A 24,412-nucleotide genomic window follows, 5' to 3' on the forward strand; every position below is an offset into this window, starting at 1 on the left:
CGAGGATGTGGCCTATGGCGACCGAGATCATCTCCGTGCGGTGGAAAGACGTCCCCGAGGAGCACGACTATCCCGCGGCCGCCGACTATCTGGAGTTGCTGGCCGGACCGAAGGTCGTCAGCGCGGTGGTGGACGATCTGCGGGCGGCGCCGATCGTGCACAAGAAGGCCAAGGACATTCTTCGTGCCGCGCGGCTCGAGCTGCTGCCGCCGGAGAACCTGCACGTCCGCCGCGATCTGATCAAGATCCACAACGGCAAAGCACTGTCGCCGATCCTGTTGGTGCGCGGCGACTTTCGCACCGGCACGCCGATGGTGATCGCCGACGGTTATCACCGGGTCTGCGCGATCCACTGGGCCGACGAGAACATCGCCATTCCGGCGAAACTCGCCGCCATGCCGTGAGAGTGCCCGCGCCGGCGCGTTCATCGTTGCTGTCTCGGGGAGTCACCCAGCCGCGCGGGCTTCGATCAACGATCAGTCTTCCCTGCGGCCGAGGAGCCGGTCCGTCTCGCGCCGCTCGCGTTTGGTGGGCCGACCGGAGCCACGGTCGCGGCGCGGTAAAGCGGCGAGGAGTTCACGCGGCGGGGGCGGCGGGCTGCGGTCGATCAGGCATTGGGCGGCGATGGGGGCACCGACGCGCTTGGTGACGATCTGTTCCACGATCACGATGCGCTCGACGCCGCTGACGCGGATACGCACCTCGTCGCCGGGTTTGACCGGCTGGGCGGGTTTGGCCGCGATGCCGTTGACGCGGACGTGACCGCCCCGGCAAGCGGCAGCGGCCGCAGATCTTGTTTTGAACAGGCGCACGGCCCAAGTCCATGAATCGACTCGGGCCTGCGTCGCAGTGCTCTTGTTTCCGTTCGCACGGATGCCGTTATCGGCGGGGGTCACTCTTAAACGATACGGCGTGCGGTGACGACGTCGCCGGGGCGGAGCGGGGTGTAGGAGACAGGCGAGCCGGACTGGACGGCGTTGAGCAGCTTGCCGTCGCCCGCGTAGATGCCGACGTGGTTACCACCGTTGGTGATGACGATGTCGCCGGGCTGCAGGTTCTGGAAGGCCACCGGAGCGCCGACGTGCGACTGCTCGAAGCTGGTGCGGGGGAGCTCGACTCCGGCCTGCCGGTAGGCCCACTGGACCAGACCCGAGCAGTCGAAGTTGGAGGGGCCTGCGGCACCCCAGGAGTACATCGCGCCGACCTTGGTCTTGGCGGCGTCGAGCGCGATATCGCTGGCACTGGGGGCGGGGTTGAACATGCCCGGCATGTTCGGGGCGAAGTTGGGGACACCGGGCGCCGCTTGCTGCGGTGCGCCGGGCAGCTGCGCGTTCGGCATGGCCGAGACCGCCTGCTGGATCTGCTGGTTCAGTTGCTGGACCGGCGCCTCGTATTCCTGCGGAACAGGAACATCGAAGTTGCCGAGGCCGGGAATGCTGACGGTCGCCGCCATCGCGGGAATCGCCGGCATGGCACCGGTTGTCGCGGCCACCGCGCCCATCACGAGGGCACCCTTGACGGAATTCGGCAAGCGAGAATCCCGCTGCATGCTGTGTTTACCCACCGAGCTACGTCTCCGATCTTCGTGCTTTCCCGCCGACCGGGCTAGCTGACCAGAAAATGGCCGCAAGGCATCACCCGAATGAACCCTGTGGGTGATCCCGGCACGACAGCCGGGAAGATGGCCCCGACGGCCGCTAAGGCGGTAACTGTGTGGCGCCGCTTCTCTTTCGAAGCGACAGGACTCCACTAAGTCACGAAGAGATTACGATGCCGACGCGGTGTTGTCCAGCGCACAGACCTGCGAGTTTTTCACTCTCGCCAAACCCGCTGGACGAACGCCCGGAATCACGACACGCCCACAAGGTCACGACACGATATCGGCGCCGCGGTGCCCGTTACCGATCGGCGGCAAATGTCCGAATCGTCCGCTGGGAATTCAGGATTCGCGGCCGTTGGCGGACTCGTCGTCGCGTTCGGCGATGGCTCGTTCGAGTTCGACGATCCGGCGCTTCGCGTCGGCGAGCCCGACTTCCAGCTGACCCAACGCCATCACCAACGGCCCGACCGCCAGGTCCGCCACCAGCTGCGGATCGTCATAGCCGCGCTCTATCGCCACCAGGATGTTGGAGCGGATGCGCCGCGCCACGGTGGCACCCGCTGGAACGTTCCAGGATTCGACCACCTCGGCCGTGGTGGGGGTGGGTTCGTCGGACATGGCCCTCCGATACTCGCCGGAAACGCCACCAGCGTAGTGAGTTCCGGGCCTATAGCAATAGTGCGAGTGCCATCGTGCAATACCTTCCGCTAAGCGTATCTAGGACACGCCGTAGATACGGGCAGATTCTGCGGACCGAACGGGCTACGGTGTTAGGGCATGGACCCCGTGCGGAATCCGTATGCTCCCGGAGCCGGACAGCGCCCACCCGAATTAGCCGGGCGCGACAAGCAACTCACCGCCTTCGACATCGTGCTGGAGCGCGTCGCCCGCGGCCGCCCGGAACGCAGCGTCATGCTCACCGGACTGCGCGGCGTCGGAAAGACGGTGCTGCTCAATCAACTTCGCTCCGCCGCCATCTCCCGCGGCTGGGGCACCGGCAAGATCGAGGCCAGGCCGGACCAGGAGCTACGCCGCCCGCTGTCCTCGGCGCTGCACATGGCCGTCCGCGCGATCGCCATGGCACACCGCAATCCGGAGCGGGTCGACGACTTCCTCGGCATCCTCAAGGCCTTCGCGCTGCGCGCCACCGCGGACAAGGGCATGCGGGAACGCTGGCAGCCCGGCATCGACGTGCCCGCCGTGACCGGGCGCGCGGACTCCGGCGACATCGAGATCGACCTGGTCGAGTTGCTGGTCGAGGCAGCCGCGCTGGCCAGCGAGATCGGCGTCGGCATCGCGATTTTCATCGACGAGATGCAGGACCTCGGCCCGGCCGACGTCTCCGCGATCTGCGGGGCCTGCCACGAATTGAGCCAGGACGCCGCGCCGCTCATCGTGGTCGGGGCAGGCCTGCCACATCTGCCCGCCGTGCTGTCCGCCTCGAAGAGCTACTCCGAGCGACTGTTCAGTTATCACCGGATCGATCGGCTCGACCGGGAATCCGCGGACCTCGCGTTGATCGCGCCCGCCGAGCGCGAGGAGGTGAAGTTCACCGACGAGGCGCTGGATGCGCTGTACCACAAGGCCGATGGTTATCCGTACTTTGTGCAGGCCTACGGCAAGGCAGCCTGGGACCAGGCGCCGGAGAGCCCGATCACGGCCGAGGACGTCGAGGTGGCCTCACCGACCGCGGAAGAGGAGCTGGCGGTCGGCTTCTTCGGCTCCCGCTACGAACGGGCAACACCGGCCGAGCGCGAATACATGCGCGCCATGGCGGATCTGGCCGGCGACGACGGTCCGGTGGCGACCGCCGCGGTGGCCAGCGAACTCGGCCGCAAACCCGCCTCGCTCTCGCCCGCGCGCGACGGCCTCATCAAGAAGGGCCTGATCTACTCGGCCGAGCGCGGCACCATCGGATTCACCGTTCCGCACTTCGGCCGCTACCTGCGCAGCGTCTGACGTTCCGCCGAGCGAACGATCGGATAGCCTCGAATTAGCCCGTCTACCAAGATCATTAGAGATCGGTAGAAATCAATCGACCCGCAGCCCTACCGGCCGGTAACTAAAGTTCTTACACTCGAATGTGATCCTGATCACGTCCGAGGAGGACATCATGGCGACAGCCGCGAAAGTCGACGCCACCGAAGAACAGGCCCGCGCACTGGTCGAGGAGTCCCGCGAAACCAGCTGGGCCAAACCATCGTTCGCGAAGGAGATGTTCCTCGGGCGGTTCCGGCTCGATCTGATCCACCCCTACCCACAGCCGAGCCAGGAGGACGCCGCCCGCACCGAGGCATACCTCGCCAGGCTGCGGCCGTTCTGCGAGTCCATCGACGGCGGGGTGATCGAGGCGGAGGGCCGGATCCCGGACGAGTACGTCAAGGGGCTCGCCGAGCTCGGCTGCTTCGGCCTGAAGATTCCGGAATCCTATGGCGGACAGGGGCTCTCCCAGTTCGGCTACAACCGGGCGTTGATGCTGGTCGGCTCCGCCCACCCCAGCCTCGGCGTGCTGCTCTCGGCGCACCAGTCCATCGGCGTGCCCGAGCCGTTGAAACTGGCGGGCACCGCGGAGCAGAAGGCGGAGTTCCTGCCCCGGTGCGCCGCGGGCGCGGTGAGTGCCTTCCTGCTCACCGAGCCCGACGTCGGCTCCGACCCGGCCAGGATGGCGAGCACCGCCACCCCGGTCGACGACGGGACGGCCTATGAGCTCAACGGCGTCAAGCTGTGGACCACCAACGGTGTGGTGGCCGAGCTGCTGGTGGTGATGGCCAGGGTGCCCAAGAGCGAGGGCCATCGCGGCGGCATCTCCGCGTTCGTGGTCGAGGCCGATTCGCCGGGCATCACGGTCGAGCGGCGCAACGCGTTCATGGGCCTGCGCGGCATCGAGAACGGCGTCACCAGGATGCACAACGTGCGGGTGCCGAGGGCCAACCTCATCGGCCGCGAAGGCGACGGGCTGAAGATCGCGCTCACCACCCTCAACGCGGGCAGACTTGCCATCCCGGCGCTGTGTACCGCGTCGGCGAAGTGGTCGCTGAAGATCGCCAGGGAGTGGAGCACCGAGCGGGTCCAGTGGGGCAGGCCGGTCGGCGAGCACGAGGCGGTCGGCCAGAAGATCTCCTTCATCGCCGCGACCACCTACGCGCTGGAGGCCGCGCTCGATCTGTCGGCCGCCATGTGCGACGAGGCGCGCAACGACATCCGGATCGAGGCGGCGCTGGCCAAACTGTGGGCCAGCGAGATGAGCTGCACCATCGCCGACGAACTCGTGCAGATCCGCGGCGGCCGCGGCTACGAGACGGCGGCCTCGCTCGCGGCCCGCGGTGAACGCGCCGTCGGCACCGAACAGCTGGTCCGCGATCTGCGCATCAACCGGATCTTCGAGGGCTCCAGCGAGATCATGCGACTGCTGATCGCCAGGGAGATGGCCGACGCGCACATGGCGGCCGCCGGCGCGCTGGTGGACCGCAACGCCGAGTTGAAGGACAAGGCCAAGGCGGCGGTCGGCGCCACCGGCTTCTATGCCAAGTGGTTCCCGCAACTCGCGGTCGGTTCGGGCACCGTGCCCGCGACCTATACCGAATTCGGCTCCCTGGCAAAGCATCTGCGCTTCGTCGAGCGCAGCTCGCGCAAACAGGCCAGGTCGCTGATGTACGCGATGGGGCGCTGGCAGGCGAAGCTGGAGTATAAGCAGAACTTCCTCGGCCGGATCGTCGATATCGGCGCCGAGTTGTTCGCCATGTCGGCGGCCTGCGTGCGGGCGCAGGCGCTGCATGCCGCGGTCGCACCGGAGGCGACCGCCGCCGCCGAGCTCGCCGATGCCTTCTGCAAGCAGGCCAGGGTCCGGGTGCGCAGCCTGTTCGACCAACTCTGGGACAACACCGACGACGACGATCGCGCGCTGACCCGCGGCGTGCTCACCGGTCGCTACACCTGGCTCGAAGAGGGTGTGTTCGACCCCAGCGAAGGCACCGGTCCGTGGATCGCCGACTGGCAGGTGGGTCCATCGACCGAGGAAAACCTGCTGCGCCCCTTCCTCCCGTCCACCCGCAGCACCGCCACCCCGTAAGCGGTCGGCCGCTCACCGGGCGTCACGTTCGATAACGCTGTGCCACGAACGTGACGTCCGGCGGGTGCCTCATCCAGCGAATATCCGCCCATATGGGCAAATCGCTAGACGGACATAGATTTTCATGACGATGGCGAGGTGGCCGCTCCGTAACCAAATCTAGAGAAGTCTAGGGAATTCGATCGAGAGGCCGATATCGGGCAAGCAACGGATGATCATGACTCTCTACCGGAATCTACCGTTTGACCTAGCGATTCCTAGATTGCCCGATAGGGCAGCGGGGATTGGGCGGTAACTACATTCCCGGCCTCAGTTGGACAACTTGTCCATAACGCCAGGTATGACCTGCTAACGCGGCGGAAATGTATATCGACAACCGGGCAAGAACGCTCCGCGAGGATGCACCCTCCCCAGGAGGACGTCATGTCCATGATCATCGCCCGCTGCGCCGCCGACTATGACGGTCACCGTGTCACGGTGTCGGCCGAAGACGGCGTTCCACTGTCGGTCCGCGTGTTCGGCACCGACACCGCACCTGTCACCGTGGTGTTCGCCCACGGCCACTGCTTACGCACCGAGTCGTGGCGCTTCCTGCGCGACCAACTGCTGCGGCAGTGGGGGGCCGAGACCAGGATGGTGTTCTACGACCACCGCGGTCACGGCGAATCCGGGCAGGCGCACCCGTCGACCTACACCATCGACCAGCTCGGCCACGATCTCGACGCCGTGCTGCGCACGGTCGCGCCGACCGGGCCGGTGATCCTGATCGGGCATTCGATGGGCGCGATGGTCGTGCTCGCCTACGCCAGGCTGTTCCCGGAGATGATCGGCACCCGCGTCGTCGGCGTCGGCCTGATCGCGGGCGCCGCCAACGGCATCACCGAGGTCGGCCTCGGGCGGTTCCTCAAGCGGCGCGCGGTGAACTCGCTGCAGGTGGCCGTGGTTCGCGCGCCGCGCGTCATGCAGGGCTCGAAGCGGCTGTCCCGCCGGATCTTCGAGCCGATCATCCGGGTGGCGAACTCCGGCACCAGGAAGGTGAACCCGCGGATGGTCGCGGTCGCCACCGCCATGCTGAACGACACGCCACTGCTGACCATGTCCAGCTTCCTCGCCTCGCTGATCACCTTCGACGAAACCGCGACCCTGCACCGCCTCGGCACCATCCCGGCGCTGGTGCTGGCAGGCACGGCGGACATCGTGGTGCCGTTCGCGCATTCGGTGGCGCTCGCCTCGCAGCTGGCGGGCTCGCAGCTGGTTCCGCTGGAGGGGGCGGGGCACAGCGTGATCTTCGAGCGAGCCGAGGAGGTCGCGCTGTCGATCGTCGGACTGGTCGATCGGGTGGTCGCGAGCATGCGTGGGCAGGGGCCGGAGTACGCCGTCGCCGGGTGAGTGCCGAGCGGGCCGGGATCGCCGAAAATGACCCACCGTCGGTTCACACAAAGCGCGATGCCGACGGCTGAGCAACAATTGGGCGAACTGCCGAAGATTCGCAGCTGACGAGCCAGATCCAGAATCTTTCTGTACTGTGTTAAAGATCACGTTGTGTGGTGAGTCACACGGCTTGGTGCAGCGCGCTTCCAGGCAGGACACGGAAGTACCCGTTACCCACCGAGTTCGCATGTCTGCCCGGAACACAGGAGGTATCGATGACACGCAGCGAAATCGCGGAACTCCGCTACACGGTCGGCCAGCTCCGGCAATCCATCGGCGCACTGCGGGCCCACTACGGTGACGCCAACATGGTGCGACGGCTGGAGAACGATCTCGAGCGGCTCGTCATCGACGCCGACGAGCTCGAGCAGTCGCCGCCGCCGGAGGTCCGCCGCCGCCCGCAGGACACCATCTACGTCCCGGACAGCAAGTCCGACGAGGCGGCCTGGATGGGCGCGCAGGACGAAGGGCTCGGTTTCCACTCCCGCCCGCGGACCGAGTAGCGCACGAGGCGAACAACTTCGCGCGTCCACCCCCGGTGCGGTCAGGCCCGATGGCGGCCGAACCGCCGGGCCGGCCGGGCACCGTGGAATCGGGCACCGCGCGGCGTCTCGCTGACCGGGGCGGCCGTGGCCGATTCGAATAGCGCGGCGATGCCGTGGTCGTGGCCGAGGGCGATCGCCTCCAGACCGTAGGTGCCGCCGGTGCGGGCGAGTTCGTGCAGCATCGTGGTCATGATCCGCAGGCCGGTGGCGCCCACCGGGTGACCGAGCGCGATGGCCGAGCCGTTCACGTTCAGCCGATCCCGCGGATCGAGATCCCACTCCCGCGCCAGCGCAAGCACTTCCACCGCGAAACCCTCGTTGACCTCGACCAGATCGAGCTCGTCCAGCCCGATGCCGGTGCGGCCGAGCACCTTGGCCACGGCCGGTGCGGCACCGAGAGTCGCCGTCGCCGAGGCACATCCGGCCGCGGCCCAGCCGGCCAGATACGCCATCGGTGTCAGGCCGAGTTCGTCCAGTCGCTCCTCGGCGACCACGAGACATGCCGACGCGCCGTGCCGGTGCGCGGTCATATTGCCCGAGGTCACCACGCCGTTGGAGAACAAAGGGCGCAACGCGGCCAAGGTGTAGGTGGAGACGTCGTCGCGCACACCTTCGTCACGCAAGATCCGATGCCCTCCGGTGCCTTCGACGTCCGCATCGGACCAGCCCGGCTCGCCGACCACGCCGACCGGAATCACCTCGGCGGCGAAGGTGCCCTGCCGCCAGGCGCGGGCGGCCTTGCGGTGGCTGGCCGCCGCGAACTCGTCGGCTTCGGCCCGGCTGATGCCGTAGCGGCGGGCCAGTTCCTCGGCATTGCGCAGATCGGCGACCCGCGCCGAGTCACCTTGGCGGGCAGTGGCATCCGCCGCACACTCGACGCCGCCCGCCACCACCACATCGGCGGCGCCGGTCTGCACCATCATGGCCGCGGTGATCACCGCTTGCAGGCCACTGCCGCAGCGCCGATCGGTGCGAAAGCCGGGAACGGCGAACGGTAGTCCGGCGCCGCGCGCGGCCAGCCTGCTCAACTCCGGCCCGTTGGCCAGACCCCCGTCGGCACAGGCCATCGCGACATCCTCGATGCGCGTCGGGTCGACCCCGGAGCGCTCGATCACCGCGGAAAGCACCGTCGAGGCCAGCCATTCCGGTGGCATTCCCGACAGCGCGCCCCCTTCGACGCCACTGGGCGTACGGACCGGCGCGACGATCGCGGCTCTTCGCATCATGGTCTTCCTTCCCCCGGCCTGGCGCCATGTCCGATCTGCGGCGCTCGCGGGCCCTGGTGGTCGAGCAGCCTGCCGATACCGGTCGCCACGCGAACCGCGCGGACATCAGCGCACGTCAGCGGGCACATCTCGGAAAAAGAGGACCACAGATATGTTGCCGCCGTATGACGCTGGGCGCGTCGGCATTTCGACCCCAGGTTTCCTTTACGCGGACGTGTCTCGAATCGTGTTCTGTTTTAGTCGAGTTCGAAGAGTTTGCGGTCCGTTCACCGCCGGACACGCTCTGTTGAAGCGACATCGAATGTGGCGCAAATCACGGGCATCCCGGCGGGTCTGGAATGCCGGGACCCCGCTCGAGCGATAGCCGAGGTGTCGTATGGTGCTGGGCATCACATTCGATTGCGGAGGTAACGATGACCACCCGCACAGCAGATCAGCGAGGCATCCACCAGTGAGTGAGCGCAGCGATCGAACCGAAAACACCGCGCCCTCGGCATTCACGACGGTGCCGAGCGTCCGCGAGGCGCGGTCGTGAGTACCGCACCGACCACCACCTCGGAGACGGGGACCGGCGTATTCAGTAGGACCAGGGCCCGAATCTCCGAACGCACGCTACGGACCGATCGTTGGTGGATTCCGCCGGCGATCACGGTGCTCGGCCTCGCCGCGTTCGTCATCTACGCGACGATCAGATCCTATGCGCGCGAACACTATTGGGTCGCCGACTACCACTATCTGACGCCGTTCTACTCACCGTGCCTCAGCACCGCCTGCGTCGAGGGTTCCAGCCACTTCGGCACACCGTTCGGCGACCTGCCCGCGATCCTGCCGCTCGGCTTCGTGGTGCTGCCGTTCCTGCTCGGCTTCCGGCTGACCTGCTACTACTATCGCAAGGCCTATTACCGCGCGGTGTGGTTCTCCCCGCCCGCCTGCGCGGTCGCCGAGCCGCACGCCAAATACACCGGCGAGACCAAGCTGCCGCTGATCATCCAGAACGCGCACCGCTACTTCTTCTATGTGGCCGTGGTGGTTTCGGTGATCAATACCTACGACGCGGCCGTGGCGTTCCACGGTGCGGACGGCGGCTTCGGCTTCGGTCTCGGCAATATCGTCCTGTGGGTCAACGTGATCCTGCTGTGGGCATACACGCTGTCCTGCCATTCCTGCCGGCATATCGCGGGCGGCCGACTCAAACACTTCTCCGCCCATCCGGTGCGCTACTGGTTCTGGACCCAGGTCTCGAAGTTGAACACCCGGCACATGGCACTGGCCTGGACCACCCTCGGCACCCTGGTGCTGACCGACTTCTACGTCATGTTGGTTGCCAGCGAGAAGATTTCGGACTTGCGGTTCATCAACTGACCCGCCCCAACCCCAGGAGTATTCGCGGCCATGCCAGAAGTGGAACGGCACAAGTACGACGTCGTCGTCATCGGGGCCGGTGGCGCAGGATTGCGCGCGGTGATCGAGGCCAGAGAGCACGGCCACTCCGTCGCGGTGGTGTGCAAATCCTTGTTCGGCAAGGCACACACCGTGATGGCCGAAGGCGGCTGCGCCGCGTCGATGGGCAATGCCAACGAAAAGGACAACTGGCAAACGCATTTCAAGGACACCATGCGTGGTGGCAAGTTCCTCAACAACTGGCGCATGGCCGAACTGCATGCCCAGGAGGCACCCGACCGGGTGTGGGAGCTGGAAACCTATGGGGCGCTGTTCGATCGGACGGCGGACGGCCGGATCAGCCAGCGCAACTTCGGTGGCCACACCTACCCGCGCCTGGCGCACGTCGGTGACCGCACCGGCCTGGAAATCATCCGCACCATGCAGCAGAAGATCGTCTCGCTGCAGCAGGAGGATTACGCGGCGACCGGCGACTACGAGGCGCGCATCAAGGTTTTCTCCGAATGCACCATTACCGAGTTGCTCAAGGACGGCGACCGGATTTCCGGTGCGTTCGGCTATTGGCGTGAATCCGGCCGCTTCGTGCTCTTCGAAACTCCCGCAGTGGTTCTCGCGACCGGTGGCATCGGCAAGTCGTACAAGGTGACCTCGAATTCGTGGGAGTACACCGGTGACGGTCACGCACTCGCACTGCGGGCCGGCGCGACGCTGATCAACATGGAGTTCTTGCAGTTCCACCCGACCGGCATGGTCTGGCCGCCCAGTGTCAAGGGCATCCTGGTCACCGAGGGTGTGCGCGGTGACGGTGGCGTGCTGAAGAACACCGAGGGCAAGCGGTTCATGTTCGACTACATTCCGCCGGTCTTCAAGGGGCAGTACGCCGAGACCGAGGAGGAGGCCGATCAGTGGTTGCGCGACAACGATTCCGCGCGCCGAACCCCTGACCTGCTGCCTCGCGACGAGGTCGCGCGCGCGATCAACGAGGAGGTCAAGGCCGGTCGCGGCACCCCGCACGGCGGGGTCTACCTCGATATCGCCTCACGCATGCCTGCCGAGGAGATCAAGCGCCGTCTGCCGTCCATGCACCACCAGTTCAAAGAGCTTGCCGACGTGGATATCACGGCGGAGCCGATGGAGGTGGGCCCGACCTGTCACTACGTGATGGGCGGCATCGAGGTCGACCCCGACACCGGGGCGGCGACGGTGCCCGGATTGTTCGCCGCGGGTGAATGCTCCGGCGGCATGCACGGCTCCAACCGACTCGGCGGCAACTCGCTGTCGGACCTGCTGGTCTTCGGCCGCCGGGCCGGGCTCGGCGCCGCCGCGTATGTCGAACAGCTCGCGCAGCGGCCCTCGATCACCGACGCCGACATCACCGCCGCCGCGAAAGTCGCGCTGGCGCCGTTCGATCCGCCCTCCGATGGCAAGGGCGAGAACCCGTATACCCTGCACACCGATCTGCAGCAGACGATGAACGACCTGGTCGGCATCATCCGCAAGGAACACGAGGTGCGCGAGGCGCTCACCAAACTCGAAGAGCTGCGGGCCCGGTTCAAGCAGGTCACCGTCGAGGGGCACCGGCAGTTCAACCCGGGCTGGCACCTCGCGCTCGACCTGGAGAACATGCTGCTGGTCAGCGAGTGCGTCGCGAAGGCGGCGTTGTTGCGCACCGAGAGTCGCGGCGGGCACACGCGCGACGATCATCCGTCGATGGATCCCGACTGGCGGCACAAGCTGCTGGTGTGTGCCGTGGATCCGAGCACGGCGGGGGAGACCATCCCGGACGTCACTGTGACGCCCAAGGAGCAGACCCCGATGCGACCGGAACTGCTCGCCCTTTTCGAACTCGGCGAGCTCGAAAAGTACTACACCCCCGACGAAATCGCCGGGCATCCGGCGGCGGCCGGAAAATCGACAGAGCGAGAGGCGTAGCGATGGGTTACGACGCCAAATTCCGCGTATGGCGCGGCGACCTCGACGGTGGTGAGTTGCACGATTTCACCGTGGCGGTGAACGAGGGTGAGGTGGTGCTGGACATCATCCACCGGCTGCAGGCCACGCAGGCGCCCGATCTGGCGGTGCGCTGGAACTGCAAGGCGGGCAAGTGTGGTTCGTGCTCCGCCGAGATCAACGGCCGACCGCGCCTGCTCTGCATGACCCGGATGTCCACCTTCACCGAGGCCGAGGTCATCACGGTCACCCCGATGCGTACCTTCCCGGTGATCAAGGATCTGGTCACCGACGTGTCCTTCAATTACCAGAAGGCCAGGGAGATACCGTCGTTCACGCCGCCCGCGGATCTCAAGCCGGGTGACTACCGGATGAAGCAGGTCGACGTCGAGCGCTCGCAGGAGTTCCGCAAGTGCATCGAGTGCTTCCTGTGCCAGGACACCTGCCATGTGGTGCGTGACCACGAGGAGAACAAGACCTCGTTCGCCGGGCCGCGATTCCTGATGCGGATCGCGGAATTGGAGATGCACCCGCTGGATGTCGGCGATCGGCGTGGTCTGGCGCAGGACGAGCAGGGCCTCGGGCTCTGCAATATCACCAAGTGCTGCACCGAGGTCTGCCCGGAGCACATCAAGATCACCGACAATGCGTTGATCCCGATGAAGGAACGCGTGGCGGATCAGAAATACGATCCGCTGGTGTGGCTGGGCAACAAGCTGTTTCGTCGTTGACGAAGGTGCCCGTCGGCCGGAATCATCCTCGGTCGGCGGGCACACCTATCTCACAGCATGGCTACGACACCGACGGCGACAACTCCCACGAGTAGGCCGATGAACAGCGATGACATCAGTGAGCCGGTGAGGATGAACAGACCGATCGACGTCACCGCGAACAGCAACGCGACGATCAACCATTCCACCCAGTCCCCAGGTCGCAATTTCTTGTACCGGGAGTGGGAACCTTTCAGCCCACGATCCACAAATAATTAACTACCCGAAAAATCCTGGCGGGAAACCCGTTTTGTTGCCCGATTTGCGCCATTTCGTGATCTTGCTGACCAGCTCGGTACCGCAATGAAGCCCGGCGCGCGTTCGGACGCGGCCGGGCTCCGCTGGCTACGCGCCGGGTCGGTCGAACTCGCCGTCGTGCACGCCCGCGGTGAACGCGGCCCACTCGCTCGGGGTGAAGACCAGGACGGGGCCGTCCGGGTTCTTGCCGTCACGTAGGCCTACGTGACCGTCCGCCAGCATGGCTACCTCGACGCTGTCGTTGCCCGCGCCCGCGCCGGCCTTACGCCAGGTCGCGCCGTCCAGATCGACATTCGCGCCGTTATTGACACTCATGACTCCGCCTCACTGCCCTACGGCTGCGTCGAAAAGCAGCCCGCTGTCTATGGATTCGTGCCCGCACGGCCGAACTTTCGCACCTACCGAACCCGCGTTCACGCCCGCGCGAATTCGCCGTCCGCCACACCGGCCGTGAACGTGTCCCATTCCGTGGGAGTGAAAACCAGGGCAGGGCCGCCGGGATTCTTGCTGTCGCGCACACCGACATGTCCGCCGCCGAGGAAGGCTACTTCGACACAATCCTTGCTGCCGCTGCGGGCGCTGGTAAACCACTGCGCCCCAATAAGATCGATACTCATGCCGCAAACTCCTTCGCTATCTGCCGAAGCAGATGTCTACTCGTTTGGATATCCAGCGCGGCGCGCTGGAGGCACTCGTGTGCCCGATGGTACCGCTGCACATCGACCGGTCTTTCCAAGTAGAGATCTCCGGTGAAACCTTCCACATACACAACCGGTGGTTCTACCGGTTGCCCTTTGCTATCGGTACCGAACTCCAGAACAGTGAACGGTCCCGTTGAATCCCCGAGCGGAATACCGGCCGCGAACGGCAGAATACGCACCGCGACATTGTCATTGGTACTCAAATCCGCAAGATGTCTTAGCTGCGCCGCCATCACTTTCGCGCCACCCACCACCCGGCGCAGCACCGACTCGTGCAACACCACAGCAACGGTCGCGGGCGAGGCCTTCCTGGTGATCAGGGCCTGCCGCTGCAACCGGAGCTGGACCCGCCGTTCGAGCTCGGCCTCGGAATCGTCCGGATAGCCGAGACGATGCAGAGCCCTGGCGTAGTCCGCGGTCTGCAGCAGCCCGAGTACCAATTCGGACTGATAGGAACTGAGTTGCTGGGCCGAAGCTTCCAGACCGACATATACGTCGAAGTTCTCCGGGATCAGGTCACCGTAGGCGTGCCACCAGCTCTTGACCGCGGCCTGCTGGGCCAGGCCCTTGAGGCCGTCGGCGAGCTCGTCGGGGATGCCGTAGATGCGGCACAGTTCCTGAATGTCGATGGTGCGGATGCGATCGGCCTGGCCTTTTTCCAGGCGTTGCAAAGTGCTTGCGCCCCACTCCATCAGCCGCGAGGCCTCCGCGATGGTCAGGCCGGCCTGGGTGCGCCAGTCGCGTAGATACCTGCCCAGCTGCCTGCGCGGTAGGGTGGAGGAGACACCCTCGGTACCGGTCGGTCTGTCGGACCCCCCGGACGCTCGCTCCGAACTCGCTGACAGTCTTGCCGAACTCGCTGACACAGCACGCTCCGTTCTGTGTTCGGCTGCTCACCCGGGATTTTTCGGGGGCAACCAGCAAGCTCGGTCCCCCGTCACTTCGCTTGGGCAGCGGGCGCTTTCGTCCACTATGGAGAATCCTCCCCTCCCGCCTGGTTTTCGTGCTGGGAATTCGCGCGAAATCTTTGGATATCCATCGCGGGCGTTGTTTCGCGCCCCCGTCAATGGTGTGCTGGAAGTATGCCCGGAGGGATCGAACGCCATCCTCGGCGCTCCGCCACGAAACCTCCGAGCACTCAGCAGGAGTCGCCCGCAGGAACGAGGAGTCATGGCTGTACATGTCATTGCGTCGTCCTTGATGACCAGCGATCTCACCGCGCATCGCGCGCGCAGCGTCGGACACGGGAGCTGGGTGGTTTCCTATCTGCCCGGCCGCACCCTGACGTGTGCGCAAGCCGTCGCCGCGCTGCGGGTTGCCGAGGTGGTGCCGACCCTGCTCGATCTCGTCGGTGAACTCGCCGACGAGGTCGGGTTGACCGCGCTGGAGGCGGTGGGCATGGCCGTGCGGCAATCCTCCTGGCCGGAGGACCGTCCCGCGCCCACCCGACATCGATGGACCGCCGGCGCACACGGGGCGGGTGTCTCCTGATGCAGTTGACCAACCTGAACATGCATGTGGCCGCCCTGCTGGCCTGCGGTGCCGACCCGGGGATCATGACCGTCGAACAAGCCCATGCCGCAATGCAATTGCACCTCGATTGCACGGTCGACCGGTGCCGGGTGCGGCGGCGCGCGCGCACGACGCTGGTCGAGGCGGGTAAATGCGTGCTCGACGAGCGCGCGCTCCCGTCCTGAGGAAACGCCACATCCACCGGCGTCGGGCCCGATCCGTTACCGTTCTCTGCGCGACGAGGTTTGTGATCGTGTGAGAGGCGAGTCTGGTGTTGGTGCGGTTGTTCCGGCGTTCGGTGGCGGTGGTGGCGGTGTCGGTACTCGCCGCCGTGCCGGTCAACAGCAATGCCGAGCCCGGCGGTGGCGCGCAGCCGGTCGGCCTGGACCGGTTCTATCGCCAGCAGCTGCAATGGCACCCGTGCGAGCTGGCGAATTTGGACAAGGCGGGCGGGCAGTGCGCCGACGTACTGGTGCCGCTCGACTACGGACGGCTGGACGGCCGGACCATGACCGTGGCGATCTCCCGGGTCCCGGCCACGGATCCGGCTCGCCGCCAAGGGATCCTGCTGGCCAACCCGGGCGGGCCCGGCGGCGAGGGACTGGACAGTATTGATCTGCTCGGCGACGTGCTGACGCCGGAGGTCCTCGCGACGCGCGACCTGATCGGGATGGACCCGCGCGGGGTCGGCGAGTCGGGGCGTAGTCCGCGCTGCGGCTGGCCGGTCGGCGAGATGATCCGATCGGCGGGTCTGGATCCGCTCGGCTTCGCGCACGACACGGTGCAGTCGGCGGGCATGGCCGCGGGCTGCCTGATCCATGACCCGGAGAAGATGCGGCAGTTCACCACCCGCAATACCGCCCGGGATATCGACATCGTGCGCGGCGTGCTGGGCGAGCAGACGATCGACTACTTCGGACTGTCGTACGGCACCTATCTCGGCGCGGTGTTCACCCAGATGTTCCCGGAGCGCAGCGGCCGGATCGTGCTGGACAGCGCGATCGATCCGGACCGGTATTGGGAAGGGCTGGTGCAGGATTGGGGACCGGCCGACGAGCTCGCGCTCGACGACTGGGCGACCTGGGCCGCGACCGAGGACGACACCTATCACTTCGGCGCGACGCCGCAGCAGGTGCGCGGCACGGTCGAGGGGCTCGTTCGGACCGTGGCGCGGCAACCGATCGTCGTCGACGGCTTCGCGGTCGACGACCACTGGCTGCCGTTCGTCCTGCACGGGATGCTGATGAACTTCCGGCTGAACGCGCCGCTGGCGGACACTCTCCGAGAACTCGCCGATGCCGCGGGCGGGCCGCCGACAACGGCGAAATCGCCTCGCCTGAAGGCGATTGTGACCGCGCTGCGGGACGGCGAGAACTCGACGTTGGCGCAGATCGCCTGCGGTGACGCCGGGGCGCCCCGGGATCCGGGCTGGTACTGGCGCAATATCGAACAGACCAGGGCCAGTCAACCGGTGTTCGGGGCGATGGCGAGCAATATCCAACCGTGCGCGTTCTGGCCGGGGCCGGTGGAGCCCGCGACCGTCGTGCGCAACGCGGTGCCCGCACTGATCGTGAACTCCACCGGCGATCCGCGCACTCCGTACTCCCACGCCGTCCAGTTGCATCAGGACATGGCCGGGTCGCGGTTGGTCACCCTGCAGGATGTGCGCATTCACCTGACCTTTCGGCCGAAGCTGAGTACCTGTGTGAACGACGCGATCAACACCTACTTCGGCGAAGGCACGCTGCCCGCCGAGGACGCGACCTGCTACGCCGACGCGGCACCCCAGTAGCAGCCGATCAGCGCACACCAGTCGGACCGCCGGCATCGGGCCAGTTGCGATCGTCCGTGCGGTGCACCGAGATCGGCTGAGGCCGCCCGGGTCGAGGCCGGACGGCCGGTGCCGATCTCGTCATCCGGGGCACGTGACGATCAGGCGGCGACCGTCGCCGGGTCGTCGGCGAACTGGGTGCGGTACAGCTCCGCGTAGCGTCCGTCGGCGGTCAGCAGTTGGGTGTGCGTGCCGCGCTCCACGATCCGGCCGTCCTCCATCACCAGGATCTGGTCCGCCGCGCGGATCGTGGACAGTCGGTGGGCGATCACCAGGGCGGTCCGGCCGGCCAGTGCTTCGGACAGTGCCTCCTGCACCGCGGCTTCGGAGGTCGAGTCCAGCGAGGCCGTCGCCTCGTCCAGGATCACCACGCGCGGCTGCTTGAGCAGCAGGCGTGCGATGGTGAGGCGCTGACGCTCACCGCCGGACAGGCGGTAGCCGCGTTCGCCGACCACGGTGTCCAGACCGTCCGACAGCGACTCGACCAGGTCGCGTAACCTGGCCCGCTGCAACGCGTCCCAGAGCTCCGACTCCTGCGCCTCCGGCCGGGCGAGCAGCAGGTTCGCGCGGATGGTGTCGTGGAACAGGTGCCCGTCCTGGGTGACCAGGCCGACCGCCGCCCGGATCGACTCGGTGGTCAGCTCGCGCACGTCGGTGCCGTTGAGTCGCACCGCGCCGCTGTCCACGTCGTACAGCCGGGAAACCAGCTGCGCCACCGTGGATTTGCCTGCCCCCGACGAACCGACCAACGCGATGAGCTGGCCGGGCTCGGCCCGCAGCGACACCTCGTGTAGCACGTCGACACCGCCGCGGGTGTCCAGGGTCGCGACGTCCTCGAGCGAGGCCAGCGACACCTTGTCGGCGGACGGGTAGCCGAACGTCACGTTGTCCAGCTCGACCGCGACCGGCCCGTCCGGCACCGGCACCGCGCCGGGGGCATCCTCGATCAGCGGCTTCAGGTCGAGCACCTCGAAGACCCGCTCGAAGCTCACCAGCGCGGCCATGATCTCCATCCGGGCACTGGCCAGCGCGGTCAACGGGGTGTAGAGCCTGGTCAGCAGCAGCGACAGGGCGACAACCGCGCCCGCGTCCAGCTGTCCGCGCAGGGCATACCAGCCGCCGAGTCCGTAGACCAACGCGATCGCCAGCGCCGACACCAGGGTGAGCGAGGTGACGAAGACGGTCTGCAGCATCGAGGTCCGCACACCGATGTCGCGCACCCGGCGGGCACGCAGCTCGAACTCGACGGATTCCTGGTGCGGACGGCCGAAGAGCTTCACCAGCGTCGCGCCGGGCGCGGAGAATCGCTCGGTCATCTGAGTGCTCATGGCGGCGTTGAGTTTGGCGGCCTCGCGCTGCATGTCCGCGAGCCGGTTGCCCATGCGCCGGGCCGGCAGCACGAACACCGGCAGCAGGAGCAGGGCGAGCAGGGTGATCTGCCAGGAGATGCTGAGCATCACGGCGAGGGTGAGCGCGAGGGTGACCAGGTTGGCGACCACGCCGGACAGGGTGTCGCTGAACGCGCGCTGCGCGCCGATCACGTCGTTGTTCAACCGGCTGACCAGCGCACCGGTCCTGGTCCTTGTGAAGAACGCGATCGGCATCTTCTGCACGTGATCGAAGACCGCGGTGCGCAGATCCAGGATCAAGCCCTCACCGATGCGCGAGGACAACCAGCGGATGACCACGCCGAGCGCGGCATCGAAGACCGCGAGCAGGCCGATGATCAGCGCGAGGGTGACCACGATCCGTGGCGCCGCGCCGCCGACGATGTTGTTGACCACCCGACCGGCCAGCACCGGCGTCGCCACCGCCAACAGCGCGGATACCACGCTGAACAGCAAGAACACACCGATCCGGCGCCGGTGTGGCGCGGCGAAGCGGAGAATGCGCCGCGCGGTGGCCATGCTGAACGGCCGCTGCTCCTTGGGCGCGTTCGCCTGCCGGTACATCTGGCTCCAGGCCACCGATTCGATACTCACGTTTGCTTGTCCTCTCGCTCCCCACCCATCAAAGCCGTCGGCACCGACACTAAGACCTCAACAAAGGTTCAGAGCAAGTCGATGCCGTGGAATGCCGATTCCGCGCACAGCGAAATTCCGGCTGATCTCGAATGCTTTCATCGACCGGCATTCGGGACCGCAACCCGCGTACCCGGTCATTCCGGAGCAGTCGGGGATCGAGCCGCGCCTAGGCTGGCGTGGTGACCAAGGACCGAGTGGTAGCGGCGCTGGGGAGCAGGCTCAGCGGTGAGGTCGACGCGTCCGAACGCCGGCGGGCGGAGTACTCCTCGGACGCGTCCAACTACCGGGTGCCGCCACGAGCCGTCGTTTTTCCGCGCACCGACCAGGACGTGGCCGTCGCGCTGGAGTTCGCCGAGAACAACGGACTGTCGGTGACCGCGCGCGGGGGCGGGACGTCGGTCGCGGGCAATGCGATCGGGCCGGGACTGGTCCTGGACTTCAGCAGGCACATGAACGCCATCCTGGAACTGGATGCGCAGGCCAGGGTGGCCCGGGTGCAACCCGGTGTCGTGCTGTCGGAACTGCAGAAGGCGGCCCGGCCCCATGGGCTGCGGTTCGGGCCGGATCCGTCGACGCAGAACCGGTGCACCCTGGGCGGCATGATCGGCAACAATGCCTGCGGCCCGCGCGCGGTCGCCTGGGGTCGCACCTCGGACACGGTGCGGGAACTGCGGATTCTCGACGGCACGGGTGTCGAGCGGACCCTCGCGCACGACCTGTCGGTGTTGCCGGGGCTCGCCGAGTTCACCCGGGCGCATCTCGCGGTGCTGCGCACCGACCTGGGTCGTTTCGAACGCCAGGCCTCCGGTTACGGGCTGGAACATCTGCTGCCCGAACGTGGTTCGTCGGTGGCGAAGGCGTTCGTCGGGTCCGAGGGCACCTGCGGTCTGCTGCTCGACGCGACCGTCGACCTGGTTCCGCTCCCGAAGGCCGCCGTATTGACGGTGCTCGGCTACCCCGACATCGCCACCGCCGCCGACGATGTGGCCGCGGTAATGGCATGCAAGCCCACTGCGGTCGAGGGTATCGACGCGCGACTGGTCGATGCGGTCCGTGCCCATCGCGGCACCGTGCCCGAACTGCCGCGCGGCGGTGGCTGGCTGTTCGTGGAGACCACCGGCGACACACCCGCCGAGGCGCTGGCAGGCGCCGCACAGCTGCGCCGGTCGGTCGACGCGCTCGACTCCCGCATTGTCACCGATCCCGCTGCCGCGGCGGCACTCTGGCATATCCGCGCGGACGGCGCAGGCCTGGCCGGGCGCACGCCGGACGGGCAGCCTGCCTGGCCGGGCTGGGAGGACGCGGCGGTGCCGCCGGAACGGCTCGGCGCTTATCTGCGCGACTTCGCCGACCTGACGCGCGCACACGGCGTGGACGGCTTGCTGTACGGCCACATCGGTGACGGCTGTATCCATGTACGGCTCGATCTGCCGATCGCCGATGCGCCGCAACGGTTTCGGCGCTTCCTGTTCGATGCGGCGGAACTGGTTGTGCGGCACGGTGGTTCGCTCTCCGGTGAGCACGGGGACGGGCGGGCTCGCTCGGAGTTGCTCGCGCTCATGTACTCCCGGCCAGTGCTGGACGTATTCGCCGGGTACAAGGCGCTTTTCGATCCGAAGGAGGTGCTGAACGCCGGGGTGCTCGTCGCACCGCGACCGATCGACGCCGACCTGCGGCTGGCCGGATTGCCGCTGCTACCAGCGGCGGGCGGCTTCGCCTTTCCGCACGACAACGGTGATCTGAGTACGGCGGTGCACCGCTGTGTCGGCGTCGGCAAGTGTCGTGCCGATACCAGCGCCGCCGGTGGTTTCATGTGCCCGTCCTATCTGGCCACCAGGGACGAGAAGGACAGCACCCGCGGCCGGGCCAGGGTGTTGCAGGAGGTGGCTCGTGGCGCGCTGCCGTGGTCGTCGGCCGCCGTCGCGGAGTCGCTCGAGCTGTGCCTGTCCTGCAAGGCATGTCGTTCCGACTGCCCGGCCGGCGTCGATGTCGCCACCTACAAGGCCGAGGCGTTGTATCGCCGATACCGGCACCGTCCGCGACCGCTCGATCACTACTCGCTCGGCTGGTTGCCGCGCTGGCTGGCGGTGGCGACCCGGCTGCCGCGCGCGGCCAACGCGCTGGCGGATGTCTCGGTGTTACGCCGAATCGGATTGCGTGCGGCGGGTATTGATCCGCGCCGCGAGGTGCCGCGACTCGCGGACCGCAGCTTTCGCCGGATGTGGCGAGACCTCGGCGGCGTAGTTCCACCGCAGGTGCGGCCGCATCAACCGAGGGGCACCGTTGAGACGACCGAGACCCAGCGTCCGGGAGCCGACCGGCCCGAGGTGATGCTGTGGATCGACACCTTCACCGACGCCTTCGACCCCGAGATAGCCCTGGCGGCAGCGCAATTGGTGCAGTCGCTCGGCTATCGGGTGCGCATTCCCGCACGCCGCGTGTGCTGCGGACTCACCTGGATCAGCACCGGTCAGCTCGACGGTGCCCGTGCGCGGCTGCGCGGCACGCTGGACGCGCTGGCCGAGCACGTGCGCGCCGGCGGCATCGTGGTCGGACTGGAGCCGTCCTGCACCGCGGTGCTGCGGTCTGATCTGCCCGAACTGCTTCCGGAGGATCCGCGTGCGGCGGCGACGGCGCAGGCCGTGCGCACGCTTGCGGAGTTCCTGAGCGAACAACCGGACTGGCGGCCACCGCAATTGGCCGGACGATCGGTGGTAGTTCAGCCGCATTGTCACCATCATGCGACGCTCGGCTTTGCAGCCGATCGCCAGTTGTTAGCCACAATAGGAATGAATGTGACTGAAGTCACCGGATGTTGCGGTCTCGCGGGAAACTTCGGAATGCAGCTCGACCATTACGACATTTCGGTTGCGGTGGCCGAGCACGGTCTGCTGCCCGCGCTGCGGGCCGCCGAGGAGACCACCGTTTTTCTGGCGGACGGCTTCTCCTGCCGCACTCAAGCGGCGCAATTGGCAGGTCGCCGGAGCCGCCATCTGGCCCAATTCCTATTGGAGCAGTGAGACTTTGGCGCACTCGCCGGGCGCGCGGTCCCGGCGAGTGCGCCTGCCGGGTCAGCTACCGAAAGGCAGCGTGCCAGGTGGAATTTGATAACCCGAACTACCTGCGGAGACACCGCCCCAGGCGGCGAGCAACCAGTTGAGCAAGTTGGTGATCATTCGATACCTCCATGTGGCGACTGCCAGCTGTTTGCCGATCGGAACCAATATCGCCACGTCCATTCTTCGTGTTACAAAATACCGGGGACCTGCGGTCATGCGCATTCGGTATCGAATAGCGGTGAATTCCGTTGTCCGCGAGGAACTTCTCGACCGACCGTGGACTGGCCCGCATTCCACCCGATGCCATCGGGCAGAATGAGCCGATGCGTAACGCGATGGTCGAGCCGGTAGGTGATCCGACCGGTCTGACCAGAACCGTGACGTCCGACCGCCCGATCGACCTGGCGTGCACGATCGCGCCGCTGCGCCGCGGCGCGGGCGATCCGTGCCACCAGACCACCCGCGACGGCGCGCACTGGCACGCCTCCCGCATGTCGTCCGGCCCGGTCACCTACCGGTTGACCCAGGCGGGGCCGTGCGCGGTGCAGGGCAACGCCTGGGGGCCCGGTGCCGAGGAGTTCCTCGACGGGCTCGACCACATGCTGTGCCTGGACGAGGACCTGGACGGCTTCGTCCCGGACCATCCGAAGCTGGTCGAGGCGCATCGCCGGTTCCCCGGGTTACGGATGCTGCGCACCGGCCTGGTGTTCGAGGCGCTGGTTCCCGCGGTGCTGGAGCAGAAGGTGCACACCATCTCGGCGCGCGGTTCGTGGCGAAAGCTGGTGCGGCAGTTCGGCGATCCGGCGCCGGGGCCGGCGCCGGAGGGCCTGCGACTGCCGCCCGATGCCGATACCTGGCGGCGGGTGCCGTCCTGGGCTTTCCATCGGGCCAATGTCGGTCCGCAGCGGGCGCAGACGATCGTGCGGGCCGCGCGGGTGGCGAGCTCACTGGAGCGCGCGGCGGGTGTCGACCCGGCCGAGGCCGCCCGCAGACTCCGGACGATCGGCGGGATCGGTGCGTGGACCGCCGCCGAGACCGCACAGCGCGCGTTCGGTGACGCGGACGCGCTGTCGGTCGGCGACTTCCACCTCGCGGCCATCATCGGCTGGACGCTGCTCGGCCACCCGATCGACGACGACACGATGGTCGAGTACCTGGAACCGCTTCGGCCACACCGGTATCGGGCGGTCCGGCTGCTGGAGATCAGCGGCCAGGCGCACAAGCCGAAGTTCGGACCGCGCACGCCGCTCACCGATCACACCTGGCACTGAGCGAGTCGCGCTCGTTTTCAGCCGCGGCGGGCGTCGAGCCCGTCCAGCAGGCGGTCCAAGCCGTAGCGGAACTTGCGATCGCGGCGCTCGCGTGGGTCCGCGTCCCAATTCTCCTGCTGCGTCCGGGGATAGTTCCTGGCCGCCGCCTCGGCCGCGGGTCGCAGCGCGGCGACGAACTCCTGCTCCGTCTGCCCGGAACGGACGAGTAGCGCCAGCCAGGCCGCCTCGCTGATGCCCATCCCGACGACGTAGCTCGTCACCGCGCTGAGCGCCTCGTCGGTCTCCGCCGACGGAAACCCGCCCACCTCGAACAGTCCGACCAGGCCGTCGTTGAGCCGCATGACATTCGGGCCGAGGTAAGACAGCCCCACCTGGCCGAGCGTCGACGCCATCCACGGATGCCGCAGGATCATTCCGCGCAGGCTTTGCGCCACCTCCTCGGTGGCCGCGCGCCATGCCGTCGGGTCGGTGATCTCGGGGACCCTGATCTCGCCGTAGACCTCGTCGACGACCAGTTCGATGAGCTCGTCACGATTGGCGACGTGCCGGTACAGCGAGGTGGCACCGGCGTTCAACCGCGCCCCGAGCTGACGCATGGTGAGTGCCTCCATACCCTCGGCGTCCAGCAGGGCGACCGCCTCGGCCACGATCTGTTCCCTGGTCAGGGCCGGCTGCTCCCTGCCCTTGCGTGGACGGGTCCACACCGATCCGACCTGCTGTTTCTCGACGGCCACGTCGACTCCTTCCGTTGCCCCCAGCCTAGC

At 67.2% G+C, this 24,412-nt stretch carries 23 protein-coding genes; 13 read left to right on the plus strand and 10 right to left on the minus strand.

Going from position 1 to position 24,412, the window contains the following annotated elements; all coding sequences use genetic code 11:
* Nucleotides 1–26: 26 nt before the first annotated feature.
* Nucleotides 27–404, plus strand: coding sequence for a hypothetical protein (locus ACIHA7_RS25060; protein WP_397293844.1), 378 nt, complete (start codon nt 27–29; stop codon nt 402–404).
* A 72-nt stretch (nt 405–476) separates the two neighbouring features.
* Here the strand turns inward: ACIHA7_RS25060 and ACIHA7_RS25065 are convergent, their stop codons facing one another.
* The 3 genes from ACIHA7_RS25065 to ACIHA7_RS25075 all read right to left on the minus strand — a co-directional run bounded on the left by ACIHA7_RS25065 (nt 477) and on the right by ACIHA7_RS25075 (nt 2,218).
* Entirely contained in the window at nt 477–896 is a 420-nt protein-coding gene (locus ACIHA7_RS25065; protein WP_397293400.1) for an RNA-binding S4 domain-containing protein, read from the minus strand.
* Between the two features lie 2 nt (nt 897–898).
* Nucleotides 899–1,531, minus strand: coding sequence for an NlpC/P60 family protein (locus tag ACIHA7_RS25070; RefSeq protein ID WP_308633330.1), 633 nt, complete (start codon nt 1,529–1,531; stop codon nt 899–901).
* A 408-nt stretch (nt 1,532–1,939) separates the two neighbouring features.
* Nucleotides 1,940–2,218, minus strand: coding sequence for a hypothetical protein (locus ACIHA7_RS25075; RefSeq protein WP_397293401.1), 279 nt, complete (start codon nt 2,216–2,218; stop codon nt 1,940–1,942).
* Between the two features lie 159 nt (nt 2,219–2,377).
* On the opposite strand from ACIHA7_RS25075, the gene ACIHA7_RS25080 reads away from it, so the two are divergent.
* The 4 genes from ACIHA7_RS25080 to ACIHA7_RS25095 all read left to right on the plus strand — a co-directional run bounded on the left by ACIHA7_RS25080 (nt 2,378) and on the right by ACIHA7_RS25095 (nt 7,603).
* Entirely contained in the window at nt 2,378–3,559 is a 1,182-nt protein-coding gene (locus ACIHA7_RS25080; RefSeq protein ID WP_397293402.1) for an AAA family ATPase, read from the plus strand.
* Nucleotides 3,560–3,713: 154 nt separating this feature from the next.
* Nucleotides 3,714–5,669: an acyl-CoA dehydrogenase family protein gene (locus tag ACIHA7_RS25085; RefSeq protein WP_397293845.1), complete on the plus strand. Its 1,956-nt coding sequence runs from the start codon at nt 3,714–3,716 to the stop codon at nt 5,667–5,669.
* A 423-nt stretch (nt 5,670–6,092) separates the two neighbouring features.
* Nucleotides 6,093–7,058, plus strand: a complete 966-nt coding sequence (locus ACIHA7_RS25090; RefSeq protein WP_397293403.1) for an alpha/beta fold hydrolase — start codon at nt 6,093–6,095, stop codon at nt 7,056–7,058.
* A 257-nt stretch (nt 7,059–7,315) separates the two neighbouring features.
* Nucleotides 7,316–7,603 carry a hypothetical protein gene (locus ACIHA7_RS25095; RefSeq protein ID WP_107653429.1) on the plus strand — a complete coding sequence of 96 codons (288 nt, stop codon included), beginning with the start codon at nt 7,316–7,318 and terminating at the stop codon, nt 7,601–7,603.
* A 41-nt stretch (nt 7,604–7,644) separates the two neighbouring features.
* Here ACIHA7_RS25095 and ACIHA7_RS25100 read toward each other — a convergent pair whose 3' ends face one another.
* Nucleotides 7,645–8,868, minus strand: a complete 1,224-nt coding sequence (locus tag ACIHA7_RS25100; protein ID WP_397293404.1) for an acetyl-CoA C-acyltransferase — start codon at nt 8,866–8,868, stop codon at nt 7,645–7,647.
* Nucleotides 8,869–9,402: 534 nt separating this feature from the next.
* On the opposite strand from ACIHA7_RS25100, the gene ACIHA7_RS25105 reads away from it, so the two are divergent.
* From ACIHA7_RS25105 to ACIHA7_RS25115, 3 genes are read left to right on the plus strand one after another with little or no spacing between them, the layout of a single operon-like run.
* Nucleotides 9,403–10,233: a hypothetical protein gene (locus ACIHA7_RS25105; protein WP_397293405.1), complete on the plus strand. Its 831-nt coding sequence runs from the start codon at nt 9,403–9,405 to the stop codon at nt 10,231–10,233.
* A 30-nt stretch (nt 10,234–10,263) separates the two neighbouring features.
* Entirely contained in the window at nt 10,264–12,204 is a 1,941-nt protein-coding gene (locus tag ACIHA7_RS25110) for a fumarate reductase/succinate dehydrogenase flavoprotein subunit (protein WP_397293406.1), read from the plus strand.
* Between the two features lie 2 nt (nt 12,205–12,206).
* The gene (locus ACIHA7_RS25115) at nt 12,207–12,953 is read left to right on the plus strand and encodes a succinate dehydrogenase/fumarate reductase iron-sulfur subunit (protein WP_107653432.1); all 747 of its coding nucleotides are present in this window, start codon (nt 12,207–12,209) and stop codon (nt 12,951–12,953) included.
* Nucleotides 12,954–13,003: 50 nt separating this feature from the next.
* Here the strand turns inward: ACIHA7_RS25115 and ACIHA7_RS25120 are convergent, their stop codons facing one another.
* The 4 genes from ACIHA7_RS25120 to ACIHA7_RS25135 all read right to left on the minus strand — a co-directional run bounded on the left by ACIHA7_RS25120 (nt 13,004) and on the right by ACIHA7_RS25135 (nt 14,709).
* Complete coding sequence (locus ACIHA7_RS25120) at nt 13,004–13,141, minus strand: hypothetical protein (protein WP_397293407.1); 138 nt, start codon at nt 13,139–13,141, stop codon at nt 13,004–13,006.
* A gap of 196 nt (nt 13,142–13,337) precedes the next feature.
* Nucleotides 13,338–13,565: a DUF397 domain-containing protein gene (locus ACIHA7_RS25125; protein ID WP_107653433.1), complete on the minus strand. Its 228-nt coding sequence runs from the start codon at nt 13,563–13,565 to the stop codon at nt 13,338–13,340.
* Nucleotides 13,566–13,663: 98 nt separating this feature from the next.
* On the minus strand, nt 13,664–13,867 hold the full coding sequence (locus tag ACIHA7_RS25130; RefSeq protein ID WP_107653434.1) for a DUF397 domain-containing protein: 204 nt from the start codon (nt 13,865–13,867) through the stop codon (nt 13,664–13,666).
* Nucleotides 13,864–14,709, minus strand: a complete 846-nt coding sequence (locus tag ACIHA7_RS25135; protein WP_397293846.1) for a helix-turn-helix domain-containing protein — start codon at nt 14,707–14,709, stop codon at nt 13,864–13,866. Before ACIHA7_RS25135 ends, ACIHA7_RS25130 begins: the two co-directional genes overlap by 4 nt.
* Nucleotides 14,710–15,121: 412 nt before the next feature.
* Here ACIHA7_RS25135 and ACIHA7_RS25140 point away from each other — a divergent pair, with 412 nt between their 5' ends.
* The 3 genes from ACIHA7_RS25140 (at nt 15,122) to ACIHA7_RS25150 (ending at nt 17,255) form a co-directional block, all read left to right on the plus strand.
* Nucleotides 15,122–15,442, plus strand: coding sequence for a hypothetical protein (locus ACIHA7_RS25140; RefSeq protein WP_135234103.1), 321 nt, complete (start codon nt 15,122–15,124; stop codon nt 15,440–15,442).
* Nucleotides 15,442–15,648, plus strand: a complete 207-nt coding sequence (locus ACIHA7_RS25145; protein ID WP_107653436.1) for a hypothetical protein — start codon at nt 15,442–15,444, stop codon at nt 15,646–15,648. The genes ACIHA7_RS25140 and ACIHA7_RS25145 overlap by 1 nt, the downstream gene beginning before the upstream one ends.
* A gap of 86 nt (nt 15,649–15,734) precedes the next feature.
* Complete coding sequence (locus ACIHA7_RS25150) at nt 15,735–17,255, plus strand: alpha/beta hydrolase (protein ID WP_397293408.1); 1,521 nt, start codon at nt 15,735–15,737, stop codon at nt 17,253–17,255.
* A 140-nt stretch (nt 17,256–17,395) separates the two neighbouring features.
* Here the strand turns inward: ACIHA7_RS25150 and ACIHA7_RS25155 are convergent, their stop codons facing one another.
* A complete protein-coding gene (locus tag ACIHA7_RS25155) occupies nt 17,396–19,276 on the minus strand; it encodes an ABC transporter ATP-binding protein (protein ID WP_397293409.1) in 1,881 nt (626 codons plus the stop codon).
* Nucleotides 19,277–19,494: 218 nt separating this feature from the next.
* Between ACIHA7_RS25155 and ACIHA7_RS25160 the strand changes: the two genes are divergently transcribed.
* Together ACIHA7_RS25160 and ACIHA7_RS25165 are read left to right on the plus strand one after the other, a co-directional pair.
* Nucleotides 19,495–22,338, plus strand: coding sequence for an FAD-binding and (Fe-S)-binding domain-containing protein (locus tag ACIHA7_RS25160; protein ID WP_397293410.1), 2,844 nt, complete (start codon nt 19,495–19,497; stop codon nt 22,336–22,338).
* Between the two features lie 362 nt (nt 22,339–22,700).
* Nucleotides 22,701–23,648 (plus strand): DNA-3-methyladenine glycosylase family protein, encoded by a 948-nt coding sequence (locus ACIHA7_RS25165; protein WP_397293411.1) that lies wholly within the window; start codon nt 22,701–22,703, stop codon nt 23,646–23,648.
* A gap of 17 nt (nt 23,649–23,665) precedes the next feature.
* Here the strand turns inward: ACIHA7_RS25165 and ACIHA7_RS25170 are convergent, their stop codons facing one another.
* Nucleotides 23,666–24,382, minus strand: a complete 717-nt coding sequence (locus tag ACIHA7_RS25170) for a TetR/AcrR family transcriptional regulator (RefSeq protein ID WP_397293412.1) — start codon at nt 24,380–24,382, stop codon at nt 23,666–23,668.
* Between the last annotated feature and the right edge of the window lie 30 nt (nt 24,383–24,412).

This window comes from Nocardia sp. NPDC052316, from assembly GCF_044547795.1.
Taxonomy (GTDB): Bacteria; Actinomycetota; Actinomycetes; order Mycobacteriales; family Mycobacteriaceae; genus Nocardia.